Genomic DNA, 18,382 nt, shown 5'->3' with positions numbered 1-18,382 from the left:
CCGGGGTCTGCGTGGATGCCGCCGGGCATGGTCAGCGCGCGTATTTCTGCTGGATCGCCGGCACGTAGACCTCCACCGGGATGCTGGTCAGGTTCAGGCCCAGCCGGGTCTCCTGCAGGTTGGTGATGCGCTCGTCGATGAAGGCCAGGGTCATGCGCCGCATGAGGAAGGTGTAGGGCTGGTCCTCGTGCAGGATACGCTCCGCCTCGTGCCAGATGGCCATCCGCTGCTCGTCGTCCACCGTGGCCCTGGCCCGCTCGATCACCGCATCCAGTTCCGGGTTGCGGTAGTTGATGAAATTGTCGCCCCCGGATACGGTCTGGCTGGAATGGAACATCTGGTAGATGTCCGTTTCCACCCCGCTGGTCCAACCCAGGGTGATGGCATCGAAGTCCTTGCGGTTGAGCAGGTCCAGCATCACCGACCATTCGGTGGGGCGGGGACGCATCAGGATACCGGCACGGGCATAGAGATCCCGCAGGAACAGCACCATTCGGCGGGTGTCCTCGTTGTCCTGGAAGAACACCAGGTCGAACTCGAAGGCGCGGCCTTCCGGATCCTGGAGGATGCCGTCGCCGTTGCGATCCTCGAAGCCCGCCTCCCGCAGCAGGGCGCGGGCCCGTTCCAGGTTGAAGTCATAGGGTTCAAGCGTGCTGTCATGCTGGGGACTACGGGGATTGAAGGGGCTCACCGCCGGCTCGGCATAACCCAGCATGATTTCGTCGATGACCCGCTGGATGTCCGTCAGATGACTCATGGCCTGGCGTACCCTGCGATCGGCGAACCGGGTGGGCCGGCCGTCCCGTTCCTGGTTCCAGCCGATATAGGAATACCCGGCGGTCGGGCTCATGTACTCGAAGTGATGGGTACGCTGGCGCAGGCGGGCATCATCAAGGAGCTGCCCGTATTCCCGCGGCCGGGCGCCATAGACGTCCAGTTCCTGGTTGCGGAAGGTGGTCAGGCGGGCGCTGTCGTTCTCGATCACCCGCCACAGCAGGCGGTTGAAGGGGGGATCCACCGGCCCCCAGTAACGGGGATTGCGCTCCAGTTCCACCAGACCCTGGTCCGGGGTCCAGCCCCTGGGGTCCGCCAGACGATAGGGGCCGGACCCCATCAACAGGCCACGGGACTGGTTGAACTGCTGGGGATTCTCCAGGAAGGGCGCGTAGAAATGGCGGGGCATGATCTGCATGCCACCCGCCAGGGAGAGGCTGTTGAAGTAGGGCTCGGAAAAGGTGAAGGCCACCTCGTGGGTCCCCAGGGCTTCCACCTTCTCCAGTTTCTCCAGGAAGGCCCGCGCCCGGGGGGCGGCGATGGCATCGGTCATGATGAAGTCGTAGGTGAACACCACGTCCGCGGCGGTCAGCGGCTCACCATCGGAGAACTCGACCCCTTCCCGGAGCTGGAACGTGATGGTCAGGCCGTCCTCGCTGAAGGACCAGTCCCGGGCCAGCAGACCCTGCCACTCCAGGGTGTCCGGGTCACGGATCAGCAGGGACTCCAGCACATAGCTCTGCACCTCCGAGGAATAGGCGTCGGAAGACACCAGCGGTGTCAGCGTCGCCAGGCCGGTGCCGAAGGCCCTGACCAACCAGTCTCCCTGGGCATAGTCCGGCTGCCGGGTGGCGGCCCAGGCCCGCGCGAAGGCGGGCGGCACTTCCGCGTGGGCATCCGGACCGCCGTCCTGGGCGGCAATGGCCCCGGCCCTGAGCCGTGCATCCAGGGACTGCATCACCGCCCGCATGCGCCGCATGTCATCGGCCTGCTCCTGCATGGCCCGCTGCATCTCGGACAGCCGGTTCCATTGCCGGTCCACCTGGTACATGAGCAGTACCACCAGCAGGGCGATCCCCAGCAGGAAGACCATCAGGACGGCATCTTTGGACGTGAAGCGCTTTTCCATGGATCGCGGATTCTTCTCGGGGTGCGTGACGGGTCCAGAGTATAGAGATTGCACCGGGGCCCACAAGTTTCCCGAGCAGAACCGACGCGGGCGGGTCCGCTCCCACGAGGTCCCTTCCACAGGGACCTCGTCATTGAGGCATTACAGGTTGTCGCGATAAATCTTGATCTTGGCCGCGGCCTCCATGGCATTGAGCACGGCCTCGAAATCCAGCGCTCCATAGAGCCCTTCCAGGTGACTCCGGGCACGGGCCAGCTCGACACGGCTCGGCTCCACATCCCTCACCCCGTGCAGCTTCACCAGGGCATAATCCCCACTGTCCAGCGCCACACCCGCCGAGCCCGAGGCCGACAGGCCAAAGGCCGCCGTGATGACCCCGCCCGGCACCTCGGTGCTGTCCCGGGTAATGGTCCGCTGCTGCTCCAGACTGCCCGGCAACCCTGCCACCGCCACGGCCAATGCCTCGCCGCCACGCAAGGCCTCCAGCACCGCCTCGCCGGCCTCCCGGGCCAAACGGCCGGACTGCTCTCGCCGGATCAGCGCGCGGATGTCATCCGCGACCTCGGCCAGGGCACGCGGGGCCGCCGGTTCATGCTCCAGGACCCGTACCACGGCGGAACGGCCATCGGGCAGATCGATCACATCACTATTACGTCCCTCCCGCAGCACCTCCTGGCTGAAGGCGGCCCGGCGCACCATGGGGAAGCTACCCAGCCCCGGCCCCTGATCACGGGTGATCCAGTCGGAGCGGCGGATTTCAAGGCCCGTGGCATCGGCCGCGGCATCCAGGCTGCGGGGGTGCTCATAGCTTTCGGTGAGCAGGCGTTCCATCAACTCGATCTGACGGGATTCCACCTGACGGGCGCGCAGCTCCTCCGCCACCTGCTCACGCACATCCTCGAACGGTTCCGCATAGGCCCGCTCGATATCGGTCAGCAGAATCAGATGAAAGCCTTCGCTGGTTCGCACCGGCTGACTCAGGTCACCGACGGACTGGGTGAACAGCACCCCGTCCAGGGCCGGCCCCAAATCACCTCGCTGGACATAACCCAGATCCCCGCCCCGCTCCGCGGTCAGGCGGTCCTCGGAGGCATCCGCCGCCACCTGGGCAAAGTCCTCGCCACCGGTCACCCGGGCGCGCAGGGCCTGGGCACGGGCCCGGGCATCGGCCACCGCATCGGCATCGGCATCGGCATCGGCGCCGACCCGGACCAGGATATGGGCGGCACGGCGCTCCTCGGGGGTCGTGAAACGGTCGATCTGCTGCTGATAATGGCGACGCAACTCGGACTCGGTGGGGGTGATGCGGGATTCCAGCTGCTCCAGATCCAGCACCAGATACTCCAGTCGCACCCGTTCCGGCGTCCGGAAACGGTCCCCATGGGCAGCGTAGTAGGCCTGGATGTCTGCGTCGCCGATCTCCACGCCGGCAGCATATTCCGCCGCCGGGATGACGAAATAGCTCAGCTCCCGTTCCTGATCCCGCAGACGCAGGTATTCGCGCACCTCGGCATCGGTCACGAAGGCGGAAATCCTGACCCCACCCTCGAACTGCTCCATCAACAGCCCCAGGGCCACATCCTGCTCGAAGGCACCACGGCTGATGCGCTGGGCTTCCAGCAGCTGGGTATACCGGACCGGGTCAAAGACCCCGTCCCGCTGGAATGCCTCGAAACCGGCCAGTTCACGGGCCACGGCCTGCTGACTGACCCTAAAGCCCTGGGCATCCACCGCCTGCTGCATCAGTTCACGGCGAATCAGGGTCTGCAGGGCATTTTCACGCAGACGCTCGTCATCCACCAGTTCCGGCGGCAGGCGTCCACCGAAGAACTGGGCCACCTGCTGTCTTTGCTGCTGTACCTCCCGCTGGAAGGCCCGGGTGGTGATCTCCACCCCGTTCACTTCCACGGCCACCAGGCGGGCGCCGCCGCCGAAGTATTCATGCACACCCCAGAGGGCGAAGGGAATGGCGATCATGATGATGATCGCATAGGCCAGCCAGCCGCTGGCTTTATCACGAATTTTCAGGAGCATGGGAACAAGCTATCCATCTGCCATTGGGAAAATGACCGTCATGATACCGGATAAGCGGGGCGGACAGGCAAAGACAGGACAACAAAAAAGGGTGCCCTGGGGCACCCTTTCGATAGATGGCGGAGCGGACGGGACTCGAACCCGCGACCCCCGGCGTGACAGGCCGGTATTCTAACCAACTGAACTACCGCTCCAGATACTGCTGTAAAGAACCTTGGTGGGTGCTGAGGGGATCGAACCCCCGACATTCGCCTTGTAAGGGCGACGCTCTACCAGCTGAGCTAAGCACCCATCTAAAGCACGCTAGTTTACAGCATCCTTCAGCGCTTTACCAGCCTTGAAACTGGGAACATTGGAAGCCGCGATCTCGATGGTCTCGCCGGTGCGGGGGTTGCGGCCGCTACGGGCTTCACGCTTGCGCACCAGGAAGGTCCCGAATCCGACGATCGTCACCTGGTCACCCTGACGCAGGGTGGCAGAAATCACGTCGATCATGGAATCCACCGCGCGCGCAGCCGCTGCCTTGGGAAGATCGGCGGAGCTGGCTACGGCGTCAATCAGTTCGGATTTATTCATTCAGTTTTACCTTCGCTTGGGCAGAGGGTGGAGAAGTGGTGTGAGAGTCGCGCGAGTCTGGAGAAAAACACATACGGATGCGCCTGACTCTCGTGGTCGGCGCCATGACTCGGGCAATGAAAGGTTCTAGGTATAGTTATGAGTGCTGCGACAAGAACGCGGACTTTATACCAAGTGGATTTCAGACCTGTCAACAAGCCTTCATGAGGGGCTGAAACAGGCGACGGACGGCACTGCCGGCAAGGCCGGGCACGAACCGGCGACCGGAAGAACACCCCTTCCGGCCGCCGCGTTTCATGGTGCGTTTGCCCCGCCCGTCAGCATCGGAAAGGGCGCATCAGTGATGGGGCACTCCCCGCTGGGTGGCCTCCTCCGATCCCTTGGAGACCACCTCGGGCTTTTCCGGCTTGTCACCCGCCTCATCGGCGGCCGGGCGCTCCTTGAGAGCAATGGCCAGGACCTCGTCAATCCAGCGCACGGCACGGATATCCAACTTGCTCTTGATGTTCTTGGGGATATCCACCAGGTCCTTCTCGTTTTCCTTGGGAATGACCACCGTCTCGATCCCCCCCCGGTGAGCCGCCAGCAGTTTCTCCTTGAGACCGCCGATGGGCAGGACTTCACCGCGCAGGGTGATTTCCCCGGTCATGGCCACATCGGATCGCACCGGAATGCCCGACAGGGCCGACACGATGGCGGTGCACATGCCGATACCGGCGCTGGGACCATCCTTGGGTGTCGCCCCTTCCGGCACGTGGATGTGGATATCCTTCTTCTCGTAGAAATCCTCGGCAATGCCCAGGGTGCGGCAACGGCTGCGCACCACGGTCATGGCCGCCTGAATCGACTCCTGCATCACGTCGCCCAGCTTGCCGGTATGCAGGCACTTGCCCTTGCCGGGCACCACCGCCGCCTCGATGGTCAGGAGTTCGCCCCCCACCTCGGTCCAGGCCAGACCGGTCACCTGCCCCACCTGGTCGTGCTCCTCCGCCAGACCATAGCGGAAACGACGCACGCCCAGGTACTTGTCCAGATTCTTCGGCGTGACCTGGGTCTTGCGCTCGGTGCCCTTGAGCAGGTGCTCCTTGACCACCTTGCGGCAGATCTTGGAAATCTCCCGTTCCAGATTACGCACCCCCGCCTCCCGGGTGTAGAAGCGAATGATGTCGCGGATGCTGGCCTCGGTGACCACCAGCTCGCCCTCCTTGAGACCATTGTTCTTCATCTGCTTGGGCAGCAGGTAGCTCTGGGCGATGCTGGTCTTTTCGTCCTCGGTATAACCGGGCAGTCGAATGACCTCCATGCGGTCCAGCAAGGGTCCGGGGATGTTCAGGCTGTTGGCCGTGGCCACGAACATGGTATCCGAGAGGTCAAAATCCACCTCCAGGTAATGATCGGCGAAGGTACTGTTCTGTTCCGGATCCAGCACCTCCAGCAGGGCCGAGGCGGGATCGCCCCGGAAATCCATGGCCATCTTGTCGATCTCGTCCAGCAGGAACAGGGGATTGCGCGTCCCCACCTTGGACAGGTTCTGCACGATCTTGCCGGGGAGCGCCCCGATATAGGTCCGACGATGGCCCCGGATCTCGGCCTCGTCACGGACCCCGCCCAGGGACATGCGGGTGAACTTGCGATTGGTGGCCCGGGCGATGGAGCGGCCCAGGGAGGTCTTGCCCACCCCCGGCGGTCCCACCAGGCACAGGATCGGTCCCTTGAGCTTGCGCACCCGCTGCTGCACGGCCAGGTATTCCAGAATGCGCTCCTTGACCTTTTCCAGACCGTAGTGGTCCTCGTCCAGCACCCGCTGGGCCTCGGCCAGGTCGTTGCGCACCTTGCTGCGCTTCTTCCAGGGCATGTTGGCCAGCCATTCCACGTAGTTTCGCACCACGGTGGCCTCGGCGGACATGGGGGACATCATCTTGAGCTTGTTGAGCTCGTTCTGGGCCTTCTGCTTGGCCTCCTTGGGCATGCCGGCGCCGTCGATGCGCCGCTGCAGCTCCTCCAGCTCGTTGGGTGCGTCCTCCATGTCGCCCAGCTCCTTCTGGATCGCCTTCATCTGCTCATTGAGGTAATACTCCCGCTGGCTCTTCTCCATCTGCTGCTTCACGCGGCCGCGGATGCGCTTCTCGATCTGCAGGATGTCGATCTCGCCCTCGATCATGGACATGAGATGCTCCAGACGGGCACGCACGTCATCGATCTCGAGGATCTTCTGCTTTTCCTCGATCTTCAGGGACATGTGGGCGGCGATGGTATCCGCCAGCCGGGCCGCGTCATCAATGCCGGCCAGGGAGGTAAGGATCTCCGGCGGGATCTTCTTGTTCAGCTTCACGTACTGATCGAACAGGTTCAGGACCGACCGGGTCAGCACTTCCATCTCCCGCTCATCCCCGCCCGGCAACTGTGCCACGCGGGTGATCTGGGCGGTGAAGTGTTCCTCGGCATCCACCAGTTCGATCACACGGGCGCGCTCGGAACCCTCCACCAGCACCTTGATGGTACCGTCGGGCAGCTTGAGCAACTGCAGGATGGAAGACAGGGTGCCCACGCGGTGGATTTCCGCCGCGGAAGGTTCATCCACCTCGGCGCTCTTCTGGGCCACCAACAGGATCTGCTTGTTGCTGGCCATGGCCGTATCCAGCGCCCGGATGGATTTCTCCCGACCGACGAACAGAGGGATGACCATGTGGGGATACACCACCACATCACGCAGGGGCAGCACCGGGACGGTCTGGATCGGGTCATCCATGGCTGCCTGGGGTTTTTGATCATTATCCATGGTGTTCGTCTCTCAATAAGGATTTGGTGATAGATTCCACCAAGACCGGGACCGGCCCGGGATTGGCAATCCGCCATGACCTATTTGATGGGTATGTTCCCGGGGAAATCAAGGCGCCGGGAGACAAAAAGGCTGCAAATCGGATAAAGGGAGGGATAAACAGTCAGGACAGGTGAGCAAATACGCAGTGCCATGCCCGTCACGGGCATGGCACTGCGTCACGATCCGTGACACGCCCCGCGACCTCGTGGTCGGGACGCATCCCGGCAAGCGGCAGGCATTCAGTCCGAAGCGGCCTTCTGATAATCGGAGTTTTCGTAAATCAAGTAGGGATTGGCGTCGCCCATGATCACGGCGTCGTCGATCACCACCTTGGAAACGCCTTCCACCGAAGGAATCTCGTACATGGTGTCCAGCAATACCTGCTCCAGGATGGTCCGCAGACCACGGGCACCGGTCTTGCGTTCCATGGCCTTGCGTGCCACGGCGCGCAGGGCGTCTTCCCGGAACTCGATCTCCACGCCTTCCATGTCGAACAGCTTGCGATACTGTTTGGTCAGGGCGTTCTTGGGCTCGGTGAGAATACGCACCAAGGCCGCTTCGTCCAGTTCCTCCAGGGTGGCCACCAGAGGCAGACGACCGACGAATTCGGGGATCAGACCGAACTTGATCAGGTCTTCCGGCTCCACGCCGAACAACAGCTGAGTGGAGGACTGGCCACTGTCCCGGCTCTTGACCTCGGCGGAGAAACCGATGCCGCCCTTTTCGGTACGATCCCGGATGACCTTCTCCAGGCCGGCAAAGGCACCCCCCACGATGAAGAGGATGTTGCGGGTATCCACCTGCAGGAATTCCTGCTGGGGATGCTTGCGACCACCCTGGGGCGGGACCGAGGCAACCGTGCCCTCGATCAGCTTGAGCAGGGCCTGCTGCACGCCCTCACCGGAGACATCCCGGGTGATGGAGGGGTTGTCGGACTTGCGGGAGATCTTGTCGATCTCATCAATGTAGACGATGCCGGTCTGGGCCTTTTCCACATCGTAGTCGCACTTCTGCAGCAGCTTCTGGATGATGTTCTCCACGTCCTCGCCCACGTAACCCGCCTCGGTGAGGGTGGTGGCGTCGGCGATGGTGAAGGGCACGTTCAGCAGGCGTGCCAGAGTCTCGGCCAGCAGGGTCTTGCCGGAACCGGTGGGACCGATGAGCAGGATGTTGCTCTTGGCCAGTTCCACGTCGTCCTTGCCCCCGCGGGCTTCCAGGCGCTTGTAGTGGTTGTACACCGCCACGGACAGGATCTTCTTGGCCCGCTCCTGACCGATGACGTATTCATCCAGGATCTGCTTGATTTCATGAGGACGAGGCAACTTGCTGCCTGCCACGGCGCCCTGTTCCTGCATCTCCTCGCGGATGATGTCGTTGCACAGCTCCACGCACTCATCGCAGATGAACACCGACGGACCGGCGATCAGCTTGCGCACTTCGTGCTGGCTCTTGCCGCAGAAGGAACAGTAAAGCAGTTTGCCGCTGTCCGAATCCTTGCCTTTCTTGTCGCTCATGAGCGGACCTCAAGTAATACCATTCGGTTACACCTTGCCCCTTTTCGGGACAAGATGCAAGCCGCAACCGGACGCGGTTTTCCTGTCGTCCGGAACCTTCCGGATCAGGAACCCTGGAGCAGACTCCGGCTCTCCAGAACCTTGTCGATGATGCCGTATTCCTGGGCGTCGGTGGCGCTCAGGAAGCGGTCGCGCTCGGTATCCTGCTCGATACGCTCCACCGGCTGGCCGGTGTGCTTTGAGAGGATGCCGTTGAGCTGGTCACGCACCTTGAGGATCTCACGGGCATGGATATCGATATCCGTCGCCTGACCCTGGAAACCACCCAGGGGCTGATGAATCATCACCCGGGAATGGGGCAGGCAGTAGCGCTTGCCCGCGGCCCCACCGGCCAGCAGAACGGCACCCATGCTGGCCGCCTGACCGATGCACAGGGTGCTGACATCGGGTTTGATGAACTGCATGGTGTCGTAGATGGCCAACCCGGCGGTGACCACACCGCCGGGGGAGTTGATGTAGAGGCTGATGTCCTTGTCGGGGTTTTCAGACTCCAGGAACAGAAGCTGCGCCACGATTACATTCGCCATGTAGTCCTCCACCGGACCCACGACGAAGATCACCCGCTCCTTGAGGAGTCGGGAATAGATGTCGTATGCACGCTCCCCCCGGGCGGTCTGTTCGACCACCATGGGGACCAGATTCAGTGCCCGGGTATCCAGGGCACCGCCCGCTGCTGCAAACCCACGATCGCTCATTTAGGCCTCGGTCTCCTGCGACGGGTTCATGAGACGGTCGAAGCTGATGGACTCATCCTTGACCTGGCACTGTTCCAGCACCCGCTCCACCACCTGCTGCTCAAGAACCATGGCTTCCAGGCCGCTCATGGCCTGCTTGTTGTTACGATAGTACTTCATCACCTGTTCCGGGTCTTCATAACCGGCGGACATGGCTTCCAGTTCTGCCGTGACACGGGCCTGATCCACGCGGATTTCATCGCGACGGATGATCTCGCGAATCACCAGCCCCAGGGCCACCCGGCGACGGGCCTCTTCCTCGAACAGCTCATCCGCCAGATCCGGCACGCCCTGGGCACTGCGACCGAAGCGGGAAATGGCCTGCTCCCGCAGACGGTCGATCTCGTCCTTCACCACCGCCTTGGGCAGATCCACCGCATTGCGATCGAACAGTGCCTGCATCACCTGATCTTTGACCTTGGCCTTGACCGCCTGTTCCATCTCTCGGCCCATGTTCTTGCGCACTTCTTCGCGCAGTTTTTCCACGCCGCCGTCCTCGACGCCGAAATCCTTGGCGAATTCGTCATTGACCTCGGGCAGCACGGATTCCTGCACGGCCTTGACCGTGACGGCAAACTCAGCCGGACGACCGGCCAGATGCTCGGCCGGGTAATCTTCTGGGAAGGTCACGGAAATGGTCTTCTGATCACCGGCCTTGAGCCCTTCCAACTGTTCTTCGAAGCCGGGAATCATGCGGCCTTCGCCCAACTCCAGATTGGCATCCTCGGCGCTACCGCCCTCAAAGGCCTCGCCGTCCAGGGTGCCGATGAAGTCGATGACGATGCGGTCGCCCTTGGCCGACTCACGCGCCACGTCGGACCACTGGCGGCGCTGCTTGCGCAGGGACTCGATCACCTTGTCCACGTCGGCATCGGTGATCTCCACCTGGGGACGGCTGATCTCCACACCGCTCATGTCGGCGGGCACCACGTCGGGGAAGACCTCGAACACGGCCACGTATTCGAGCGCCTGACCGGCTTCGACGGACTTGGGTTCGATGTCCGGCGGACCAGCGGGAATCAGGCTTTCCTGGTTCAGGGCGTCCTGGTAGGAGGACTGCATCAGTTCACCCAGAACTTCCTGGTAGACCCCGTCGCCATAGCGCTGCTGGACCACCTTGAGCGGCACCTTGCCGGGGCGGAAGCCATCAATCTTCACCCGCTTCACCAGGGATTTGAGACGACGATCCACTTCTTCCTGAATCCGCTCGGCAGGCACCTGAACCGTCATGCGCCGTTCCAGGCTGCTCAAGGACTCCACTGATACTTGCATGGACTGAAAACCTCTTCGCGTCGTTCGCGTCTATTTCAGAATTCTTGGACTTGGCAAGACCCGGGACCCGAGGGCACCGTGCGTGCGCCCTTCATGCCACCCGGCCAATCGCCGAATCCCTGAGGGTGTGTCTGCCGGACACGCATTGCCGATGGCTTGAACATGGTGCGAAAGGAGAGACTCGAACTCTCACGGGTTACCCCACTGGAACCTAAATCCAGCGCGTCTACCAGTTCCGCCACTTTCGCCAAACACCGTCATTGCCGGACGTAGCAGGGCATTATACAGGCACGCCCGCCGCTTCATAACCCTGCCCCACAATGCAAAAAGGCCCGACAATCGTCGGGCCTCCTGCATATCCGGACAAATTGGTGGGCCGTGTAGGAATCGAACCTACAACCAATGGATTAAGAGTCCACTGCTCTACCAATTGAGCTAACGGCCCGGGAACACGACTTCTCGCCTCAACTCTCCCTGGCGGGGCATCCTGAGAATGCCTGCACGATCTTCCCTGTCAAAATGGGGTGGCCGACGGGGCTCGAACCCGCGACAACCGGAATCACAATCCGGGACTCTACCATCTGAGCTACGGCCACCATAAAACAGCACTACTATCACATCAAACCAAATTGGCGCGCCCGGCAGGACTCGAACCTGCAACCCTCGGCTTAGAAGGCCGATGCTCTATCCGGTTGAGCTACAGGCGCCTGAATCACACCGCCCGGCGGTTCAAATGGTCGGGGTAGAGGGATTCGAACCCCCGACATCCTGCTCCCAAAGCAGGCGCGCTACCAGACTGCGCTATACCCCGGATTTCCCGAGCATCGCAAGCAGTCGACGGCGATGCCGAAGGCGCACATAGTACGCATATCCGACACCATCGTCAATCCCATATTTCACCCGAATCGGGTCAGCCCTCCCCCTCCTCGGAAGTGGTCCGCTGCAGACGCTTGCGCCGCCAGCGGAACAGCATCAGCGCGGGTCCCGACAGCGCGTAGACCACAAACCCGACCCACAGCACCTTCGGCGGATCGATGGCCGTGAGCATCACCGCCAGCACCACCGCGATGACCACGAAAAAGGGGACCCGATGGCGAAAATCCATGTCCTTGAAACTGAAATAGGTGAGATTGCTCACCATGGCCGCCCCGCACAGGACGGTGACCAGCAGCGCGGGCAACATGATCCCGGCGCCGGAAAACTCCAGATCGTTCCAGACCCAGACCAGCCCCATCATGACGGCGGCGGAGGCGGGACTGGGCAAGCCCTGGAAAAACCGCTTGTCCGCCACCCCCAATTTGGTATTGAAACGGGCCAGGCGCAGGGCCGCGGCGGCGGTATAGAAGAAAGCGGCCACCAGCCCCAGCTGGCCAAGCCCGTTCAACACCCACAGATACATGACCACTGCCGGCGCCACCCCGAAGGAGACCATGTCCGCCAGGGAGTCATACTCGGCCCCGAAGGCACTTTGGGTGTTGGTCAGTCGCGCCACCCTTCCATCCACGCCATCGAGCACCATGGCGATGAAGACCGACACCGCTGCCGCGATGAAGTCCCCGTTGATGGCCGCCATGATGGCGAAAAACCCGGCGAACAGGGCCGCCGTGGTGAACAGGTTGGGCAGGAGATAAATCCCCTTGCGCCCCTTGGGATGTTCGGGCTGCGACTCCATCATCATGAGCCTCCCGTCGGCTCTTTCTTGTGCAGCAAGGTGGCAATGACATTGACCCCCGCCAGAACCGTCTGACCGGGCTTCACGTCCACTCTGGCATTATCGGGCAGATAGAGTTCCACCGGGCGCCAGAAACCCAGAAACCCGCAGCGCCTGCCCTGCCCCAGCCGCTCGCCGGCATGCACCAGGATACTCAGGCGATGGGGCCAGCGCCGACGGTCCGTGGCCAGTACCACGTCCTCCTTCTCGTCGGTCTGCAGCCAGATGGCGAAACGACCCTCGGTCTCCGCCACTTCCTGACCCTCGCCACCCGCCCAGTACTGCTGGAACTTGCCCTCTATCGGACTGTGGACATTGAACTCGCCGAAACGGCGCTGCTGCAGGGTAACACGGGTGGTCCGACGATCCAGGAACGGATCATGACATTCCCGCACCTCGGTCACCACCGCATCCACGGGACTGACCACCGCCAACGGATTGGGCGGGGTCTTGCGCGGCATGTCGCGGAACATCACCAGGGCGGCGATCAGCAACAACCAGGTCGGCAAGGCCCAGACGCCGAGAAAAAAGTGTGCAAGAGCCACCAGGACGGCGACCTGCGCCAGATAGGGACGTCCTTCCGGAGCGATGGGAAGCATGGATGTATCCCGTACGACAGGCTCGAAGGGCATGGTCGCCTCGAGCCGGATGACACACACGACGGGGGCTGCGCCTGGCGCAGCCCCCGTCATCACAACACCGGCAAAGATCAGTTCTTGGACTTGTCCACGATCTTGTTGGCCTTGATCCAGGGCATCATGTCACGCAGACGGGAGCCCACCACCTCGATGGGATGCTCGCGGGCGATGCGACGGCTGGCCTTGAGCTTGGCATTGCCGGAAGCACTTTCCAGGATGAATTCGCGGGCGAAGTCACCGGTCTGGATCTCGCGCAGGATCTTGCGCATCTCTTCCTTGGTCTGCTCGTTGACCACGCGGGGGCCGCGGGTGATGTCACCGTACTCCGCCGTATTGGAGATGGAGTAGCGCATGTCGGCGATGCCGCCCTCGTACATCAGATCGACGATCAGCTTGAGTTCATGCAGACACTCGAAGTAGGCCATTTCCGGCGGATAGCCGGCTTCCACCAGGGTTTCGAAACCGGCCTGAACCAGGGCGGAGGCGCCACCGCAGAGCACGGCCTGCTCACCGAACAGGTCGGTTTCGGTCTCGTCCTTGAAGGTGGTCTCGATCACGCCGGCGCGGCCACCGCCATTGGCGGAGGCATAGGACAGGGCGATATCACGGGCACGACCGCTGGCGTCCTGGTAGACGGCGATCAGGCTGGGCACGCCGCCGCCCTGCTTGTAGGTGGAGCGCACCAGATGGCCGGGACCCTTGGGCGCGATCATGATCACGTCCAGATCCTCACGGGGCTGGATCTGCTCGAAATGGACGTTGAAACCATGGGCGAAGGCCAGGGCACCGCCTTCCTTCAGGTTGGGCTCCACCAGATCCCGGTAGAGGGCGGCCTGGTGCTCGTCGGGTGCCAGGATCATCACCAGGTCGGCGTTCTTGACCGCCACTTCGATGTTCTTGACGTTCAGGCCGGCATCTTCGGCCTTCTTGGCGGAGATCGAGCCGGGGCGCAAGCCCACGGTCACGTCGACACCGGAATCCTTGAGGTTGTTGGCGTGGGCGTGGCCCTGGGAGCCGTAGCCGATGATGGCCACCTTCATCCCCTGGATGATGGAGAGATCGGCGTCTTTGTCGTAATAGACCTGCATGGTAGGTATCCCCGAAATACGGATAAGGAGTAAAGGTTCAGATGAAGAAAAATGGGATCAAAGCCTGAGGGCCACGTCGCCGCGGGCAATGCCCATGACGCCGGAGCGTACCACTTCAACCACCTCGAAACCGCGTACCGCGTCGATGAAGGCATCCAGCTTGGGGCTGTCGCCGGTCAGCTCCACCACATAGGTGGTGTTGCTCACATCGATGATGTGGCCGCGAAAGATCTCGGTCATGCGCACGACCTCGGCCCGCTGTTCACCGTCCTGGACCTTGAGCTTCACCATCATCATCTCGCGTTCGATGTGTCGATGCTCGGTCAGGTCCAGCAGCTTGACCACGTCCACCAGCTTGTTGAGCTGCTTGGTGATCTGCTCGATCACCTCGTCCGACCCCCGGGTCACCAGGGTGAGACGGGACAGGGTCGGGTCCTCGGTGGGGGCCACGGTGAGGGACTCGATATTGTAGCCACGGGCCGAGAACAGTCCGGCCACCCGGGAGAGGGCGCCGGACTCGTTTTCCATCAGGATTGAGATTATGTGTCTCATGGTCGCATCACAGGAGGATCATTTCGTTCTGGCCCGCACCGGCCGGAACCATGGGATAGACGTTCTCGCTCTGGTCGGTGACGAAGTCCATGAACACCAGGCGATCCTTCATCTTCAGGGCCTCCTGGATGGCGCCTTCCACGTCACCCGGCTGTTCGATGCGCATGCCCACGTGGCCGTAGGCCTCCGCCAGCTGCACGAAATCGGGTAGCGCATCCATGTAGGACATGGCATAGCGCCCCTGATAGAAGAATTCCTGCCACTGGCGCACCATGCCCATGTAGCGGTTGTTCAGGGCCACCACCTTGATGGGCAGATGGTACTGCAGGGCGGTGGACAGCTCCTGGATGCACATCTGGATGCTGGCCTCGCCGGTGACGCAGACCACGGTCTCGTCCGGATGGGCGATCTGGGTGCCGATGGCTGCCGGCAGACCGAAGCCCATGGTGCCAAGGCCGCCGGAGTTGATCCAGCGATTGGGCTTGTCAAAGCCGTAGAACTGGGCCGTCCACATCTGGTGCTGACCCACGTCGGAACAGACGAAGGCATCGCCCTTGGTCAGGCGCCAGAGGGTCTCCAGCACGTGCTGGGGCTTGATCAGCTCGCTGGTCTTGTCGTACTTGAGGCAGTCCATGGCCCGCCATTCGTCGATCTGCTTCCACCACTTGGCCAGGGCCTCCTGATCGGGCCGGGCCTCGCCGGCCTTGATCTCCTTGATCATGGCCTTGAGTACCGGGTCCACCTGTCCCACGATGGGCACGTCCACCTTCACGTTCTTGGAAATGGAGGCCGGGTCCACGTCCACATGGACGATGCGGGCATGGGGGCAGAATTTCTCGATGTTGCCGGTCACCCGGTCATCGAAGCGGGCGCCGATGGCAATGAGCACGTCGGCATGATGCATGGCCATGTTGGCCTCGTAGGTGCCGTGCATGCCCAGCATGCCCAGGAACTGGCGATCGGAGGCCGGATAGCCACCCAGACCCATGAGAGTGTTGGTAATGGGGTAGTTCAGCAGACGGGTCAGTTCGGTCAGAGACTTGGCCGCATTGCCCAGGATCACGCCGCCGCCGGTATAGAGCATGGGCTGTTTTGCGGACAGGATCAGGTCCACCGCCTTGCGGATCTGCCCGGAGTGCCCCTTCACCGTGGGGTTGTAGGAGCGCATTTTGATGCTCTTGGGATAGCTGAACTCGCAACGGGCGGCGGTGATGTCCTTGGGGATGTCCACCACCACGGGACCCGGGCGACCGGTGGTGGCCACGTAAAAGGCCTTCTTGATGGTGGTGGCCAGATCCTTGACATCCTTGACCAGGAAGTTGTGCTTCACGCAGGGACGGGTGATACCCACGGTATCCACTTCCTGGAAGGCATCGTTGCCGATCAGGCTGGTGGGCACCTGGCCGGTGAAGACCACCATGGGCACGGAATCCATGTAGGCATCGGCAATGCCGGTGACGGCATTGGTGGCGCCGGGACCGGAAGTCACCAGAACCACGCCGGGCTTGCCGGTGGACTTGGCGAAACCTTCGGCGGCATGCACCGCCCCTTGTTCATGTCGCACGAGGATGTGCTTGACCTTATCCTGCCGGTACAGGGCGTCGTAGATGTGAAGTACGGAGCCGCCGGGGTACCCGAATATCAGATCAGCACCTTCCTCCTGCAGACAGCGGACGAAAATTTCGGCACCGGTCAATTCCACGGTCTTGGTCTCCTGCTGCATAAGAAGCTTGCCTGCTATGGGCTGACTCCGTCCCGGAACAGCCCAAGGTGGGGTTTGCCCGCGGAACGAAGGGGAAAAGGCTCGATCATAATATGTCGGGGCATGAATTTCATCTATTCGCCGGCAGGCCGGCCCCCATGATTACCCGGACCTCATACATCGGCACGCTGGTACATCCCCAGATAGGCCTGCCGGGGCATCACCGGCCGGCACGCCACGGCCAGCACATCCTCCAGATGCCCGGGCGAACTGATCCCCACCAGGGTGGTGCCGATCCCCGGGGTGGAACGACAGAACTGCAGCGCCCGCTGGGCCGGATTGGGCAAATCCCCGAAGCGCTCCGCCACCACCGCCACCGACTGTCCCGCCAGATGCCCCTTGAGCAGGGCATGAGAGGCCAGCATGTAAACCTTGAGCTGATGGGCCGCCTGCACCGGTGACGCCACGTTGCCCTGCCCCGTGGCCGTATTGAAACGGGTGAAGCCCTCCGGCATCACCTGATTGAAGGGCATGGACACCACCCGGAAATGATGGCCGGCCCCGGCATCTCCGGTGACCGTGGACGCAGCCCGCTGCGCCAGCCCCACCAGCGCCGTCATGGACTGAAACAGCGGCGCATCCGTCTCCACCCGCAAGGCCTCGAAGGTACTGATGCCGTAACAGCGGATACGCCCTTCGGCCACCGCCCGCTCCAGCATGACAAAGACCGCCTCCAGTCGCCGGTGGGTTTCCTCCTTGCCGCACTCGGGGATGTGCACTTCCGGCTGATCCACCAAAAAGGCATCCAGGGTTGCCACCCCCATGAGATGACGGGACAGCTCCAGCTGATAATTCAGGTATTCGGGCGTGAGCAAGTGCCCGCCCTTGGCCAGCAGCGCCCGGGTACCCAGCCCCTGTGCCTCGATCTCCGCCGCAAACCAGGCATCCCGGTCCCGGGGCGGCCCACCCCGCCAGGTCAGAAAACCGCCCTTGGAGATCAGGAACAGGGCCTCCCGGGGCACGCCGGCGGCCAGGGCCGTGCGCACCCCGGCACCGACGGCGGCCAGGGAACGGCCGTAACGGTAATGGGCCGCCGTGTCGATCACGTTGACGCCGCGGGTCAGGGCCCGGGCCACCACCGCGGCAATGGCCGCATCTCCCAGCGGATCGGGCGCTCCGCCGAACGTACCGACACCCAGACTGGAAAGCCTCAGGCGCTCATGGGGAAACTCGCTGAAATGCCCCTCCGCCGTGTCGGCGGGGGCGTGAAGCCGGGCATACGCAACCGTGCCTGGCTGGGTGGCATGCCCCGGGATCAATGGCGTCTGGTTCATGGACCTCCGTCTGGGGATGTACGGGAGCACACCTGAGTGGGGTGATTGACCCCTACCCGCCCCAGCCGTATTGCTCGAAGAACCTGGGCAGCATGTCCAGCATCTCGTCCCGGGTAAAGAAACGGTCTGCCCGTGCCAGGCGCATCTGATCCTGCAGGTCCTCGTTCCCGCCGAAGCAGAATACCGGGATGTTGATCTGATACTCCATCCGCAGGGTCCGGATCACGTCCAGGGGATCGAACGTACCGTCCTCATCCAGGTCCAGCAGCACAAAGCGGTGCAGCAGGATGTCGTTCCAGTCGCCCAGTTCCGCCAGATCCGTGGCCACCACACGGGTCCAGCCGATGGGGGCCACCATGTCCAGGTCGGACAGCAGTGACTCCCGGGATGTCATGACGATGAACCTGCGATCCAGACGGGATTGAATGGTGGGTCGGTTCATG

At 62.6% G+C, this 18,382-nt stretch carries 14 protein-coding genes and 7 tRNA genes; all 21 read right to left on the bottom strand.

Features of this window, described 5'->3' with window-relative positions; genetic code table 11:
- Nucleotides 1-31: 31 nt before the first annotated feature.
- Nucleotides 32-1,903 carry a peptide-binding protein gene (locus LQD11_RS01185; RefSeq protein WP_238615878.1) on the bottom strand — a complete coding sequence of 624 codons (1,872 nt, stop codon included), beginning with the start codon at nucleotides 1,901-1,903 and terminating at the stop codon, nucleotides 32-34.
- Nucleotides 1,904-2,044: 141 nt separating this feature from the next.
- Nucleotides 2,045-3,937 (bottom strand): SurA N-terminal domain-containing protein, encoded by a 1,893-nt coding sequence (locus LQD11_RS01180; protein WP_238615877.1) that lies wholly within the window; start codon nucleotides 3,935-3,937, stop codon nucleotides 2,045-2,047.
- Nucleotides 3,938-4,054: 117 nt separating this feature from the next.
- A tRNA-Asp gene (locus LQD11_RS01175) sits at nucleotides 4,055-4,131 on the bottom strand.
- A 21-nt stretch (nucleotides 4,132-4,152) separates the two neighbouring features.
- Nucleotides 4,153-4,228 (bottom strand) — tRNA-Val (locus tag LQD11_RS01170).
- A gap of 12 nt (nucleotides 4,229-4,240) precedes the next feature.
- On the bottom strand, nucleotides 4,241-4,513 hold the full coding sequence (locus tag LQD11_RS01165) for an HU family DNA-binding protein (RefSeq protein WP_238615876.1): 273 nt from the start codon (nucleotides 4,511-4,513) through the stop codon (nucleotides 4,241-4,243).
- Between the two features lie 337 nt (nucleotides 4,514-4,850).
- Entirely contained in the window at nucleotides 4,851-7,292 is a 2,442-nt protein-coding gene (lon, locus tag LQD11_RS01160; protein WP_238615875.1) for an endopeptidase La, read from the bottom strand.
- Between the two features lie 281 nt (nucleotides 7,293-7,573).
- Complete coding sequence (clpX, locus tag LQD11_RS01155; RefSeq protein ID WP_238615874.1) at nucleotides 7,574-8,848, bottom strand: ATP-dependent Clp protease ATP-binding subunit ClpX; 1,275 nt, start codon at nucleotides 8,846-8,848, stop codon at nucleotides 7,574-7,576.
- Nucleotides 8,849-8,952: 104 nt separating this feature from the next.
- Complete coding sequence (clpP, locus tag LQD11_RS01150; protein WP_238615873.1) at nucleotides 8,953-9,603, bottom strand: ATP-dependent Clp endopeptidase proteolytic subunit ClpP; 651 nt, start codon at nucleotides 9,601-9,603, stop codon at nucleotides 8,953-8,955.
- Nucleotides 9,604-10,914 (bottom strand): trigger factor, encoded by a 1,311-nt coding sequence (tig, locus tag LQD11_RS01145; RefSeq protein ID WP_238615872.1) that lies wholly within the window; start codon nucleotides 10,912-10,914, stop codon nucleotides 9,604-9,606. It lies immediately after the preceding gene.
- A 163-nt stretch (nucleotides 10,915-11,077) separates the two neighbouring features.
- Nucleotides 11,078-11,162, bottom strand: a tRNA-Leu gene (locus LQD11_RS01140).
- Between the two features lie 121 nt (nucleotides 11,163-11,283).
- Nucleotides 11,284-11,359: transfer RNA gene (locus LQD11_RS01135), tRNA-Lys, on the bottom strand.
- Nucleotides 11,360-11,434: 75 nt separating this feature from the next.
- Nucleotides 11,435-11,510 (bottom strand) — tRNA-His (locus LQD11_RS01130).
- A gap of 34 nt (nucleotides 11,511-11,544) precedes the next feature.
- Nucleotides 11,545-11,621, bottom strand: a tRNA-Arg gene (locus LQD11_RS01125).
- Between the two features lie 27 nt (nucleotides 11,622-11,648).
- Nucleotides 11,649-11,725 (bottom strand) — tRNA-Pro (locus LQD11_RS01120).
- Nucleotides 11,726-11,824: 99 nt separating this feature from the next.
- Entirely contained in the window at nucleotides 11,825-12,589 is a 765-nt protein-coding gene (gene pssA / locus LQD11_RS01115; protein WP_238615871.1) for a CDP-diacylglycerol--serine O-phosphatidyltransferase, read from the bottom strand.
- A complete protein-coding gene (locus LQD11_RS01110; RefSeq protein ID WP_238615870.1) occupies nucleotides 12,589-13,224 on the bottom strand; it encodes a phosphatidylserine decarboxylase in 636 nt (211 codons plus the stop codon). The genes pssA and LQD11_RS01110 overlap by 1 nt, the downstream gene beginning before the upstream one ends.
- Nucleotides 13,225-13,334: 110 nt before the next feature.
- Nucleotides 13,335-14,351 (bottom strand): ketol-acid reductoisomerase, encoded by a 1,017-nt coding sequence (gene ilvC / locus LQD11_RS01105; RefSeq protein ID WP_238615869.1) that lies wholly within the window; start codon nucleotides 14,349-14,351, stop codon nucleotides 13,335-13,337.
- 57 nt (nucleotides 14,352-14,408) lie between these two features.
- On the bottom strand, nucleotides 14,409-14,903 hold the full coding sequence (gene ilvN, locus LQD11_RS01100) for an acetolactate synthase small subunit (RefSeq protein ID WP_238615868.1): 495 nt from the start codon (nucleotides 14,901-14,903) through the stop codon (nucleotides 14,409-14,411).
- Between the two features lie 7 nt (nucleotides 14,904-14,910).
- Entirely contained in the window at nucleotides 14,911-16,626 is a 1,716-nt protein-coding gene (locus LQD11_RS01095) for an acetolactate synthase 3 large subunit (RefSeq protein ID WP_238615867.1), read from the bottom strand.
- A 152-nt stretch (nucleotides 16,627-16,778) separates the two neighbouring features.
- Nucleotides 16,779-17,939, bottom strand: a complete 1,161-nt coding sequence (locus LQD11_RS01090; RefSeq protein WP_238615866.1) for an aldo/keto reductase — start codon at nucleotides 17,937-17,939, stop codon at nucleotides 16,779-16,781.
- A 52-nt stretch (nucleotides 17,940-17,991) separates the two neighbouring features.
- Nucleotides 17,992-18,381: a beta/alpha barrel domain-containing protein gene (locus tag LQD11_RS01085; RefSeq protein WP_238615865.1), complete on the bottom strand. Its 390-nt coding sequence runs from the start codon at nucleotides 18,379-18,381 to the stop codon at nucleotides 17,992-17,994.
- Between the last annotated feature and the right edge of the window lies 1 nt (nucleotide 18,382).

The organism is Ectothiorhodospira shaposhnikovii (assembly GCF_022227765.1).
Classification (GTDB): Bacteria; Pseudomonadota; Gammaproteobacteria; order Ectothiorhodospirales; family Ectothiorhodospiraceae; genus Ectothiorhodospira.
The sequence above is the reverse complement of the archived record's forward strand: the minus strand, read 5'-3'. Positions and strand labels throughout refer to the sequence as shown.

Excerpts from the sequence above, each read along its gene's own strand:
- ilvC (WP_238615869.1), bottom strand. The coding sequence starts at position 14,351 with ATGCAGGTCTATTACGACAAAGACGCCGATCTCTCCATCATCCAGGGG.
- LQD11_RS01165 (WP_238615876.1), bottom strand. The coding sequence starts at position 4,513 with ATGAATAAATCCGAACTGATTGACGCCGTAGCCAGCTCCGCCGATCTT.
- clpP (WP_238615873.1), bottom strand. The coding sequence starts at position 9,603 with ATGAGCGATCGTGGGTTTGCAGCAGCGGGCGGTGCCCTGGATACCCGG.
- LQD11_RS01180 (WP_238615877.1), bottom strand. The coding sequence starts at position 3,937 with ATGCTCCTGAAAATTCGTGATAAAGCCAGCGGCTGGCTGGCCTATGCG.
- LQD11_RS01095 (WP_238615867.1), bottom strand. The coding sequence starts at position 16,626 with ATGCAGCAGGAGACCAAGACCGTGGAATTGACCGGTGCCGAAATTTTC.
- LQD11_RS01090 (WP_238615866.1), bottom strand. The coding sequence starts at position 17,939 with ATGAACCAGACGCCATTGATCCCGGGGCATGCCACCCAGCCAGGCACG.
- tig (WP_238615872.1), bottom strand. The coding sequence starts at position 10,914 with ATGCAAGTATCAGTGGAGTCCTTGAGCAGCCTGGAACGGCGCATGACG.
- lon (WP_238615875.1), bottom strand. The coding sequence starts at position 7,292 with ATGGATAATGATCAAAAACCCCAGGCAGCCATGGATGACCCGATCCAG.
- LQD11_RS01110 (WP_238615870.1), bottom strand. The coding sequence starts at position 13,224 with ATGCTTCCCATCGCTCCGGAAGGACGTCCCTATCTGGCGCAGGTCGCC.
- LQD11_RS01185 (WP_238615878.1), bottom strand. The coding sequence starts at position 1,903 with ATGGAAAAGCGCTTCACGTCCAAAGATGCCGTCCTGATGGTCTTCCTG.
- pssA (WP_238615871.1), bottom strand. The coding sequence starts at position 12,589 with ATGATGGAGTCGCAGCCCGAACATCCCAAGGGGCGCAAGGGGATTTAT.
- ilvN (WP_238615868.1), bottom strand. The coding sequence starts at position 14,903 with ATGAGACACATAATCTCAATCCTGATGGAAAACGAGTCCGGCGCCCTC.
- LQD11_RS01085 (WP_238615865.1), bottom strand. The coding sequence starts at position 18,381 with ATGAACCGACCCACCATTCAATCCCGTCTGGATCGCAGGTTCATCGTC.
- clpX (WP_238615874.1), bottom strand. The coding sequence starts at position 8,848 with ATGAGCGACAAGAAAGGCAAGGATTCGGACAGCGGCAAACTGCTTTAC.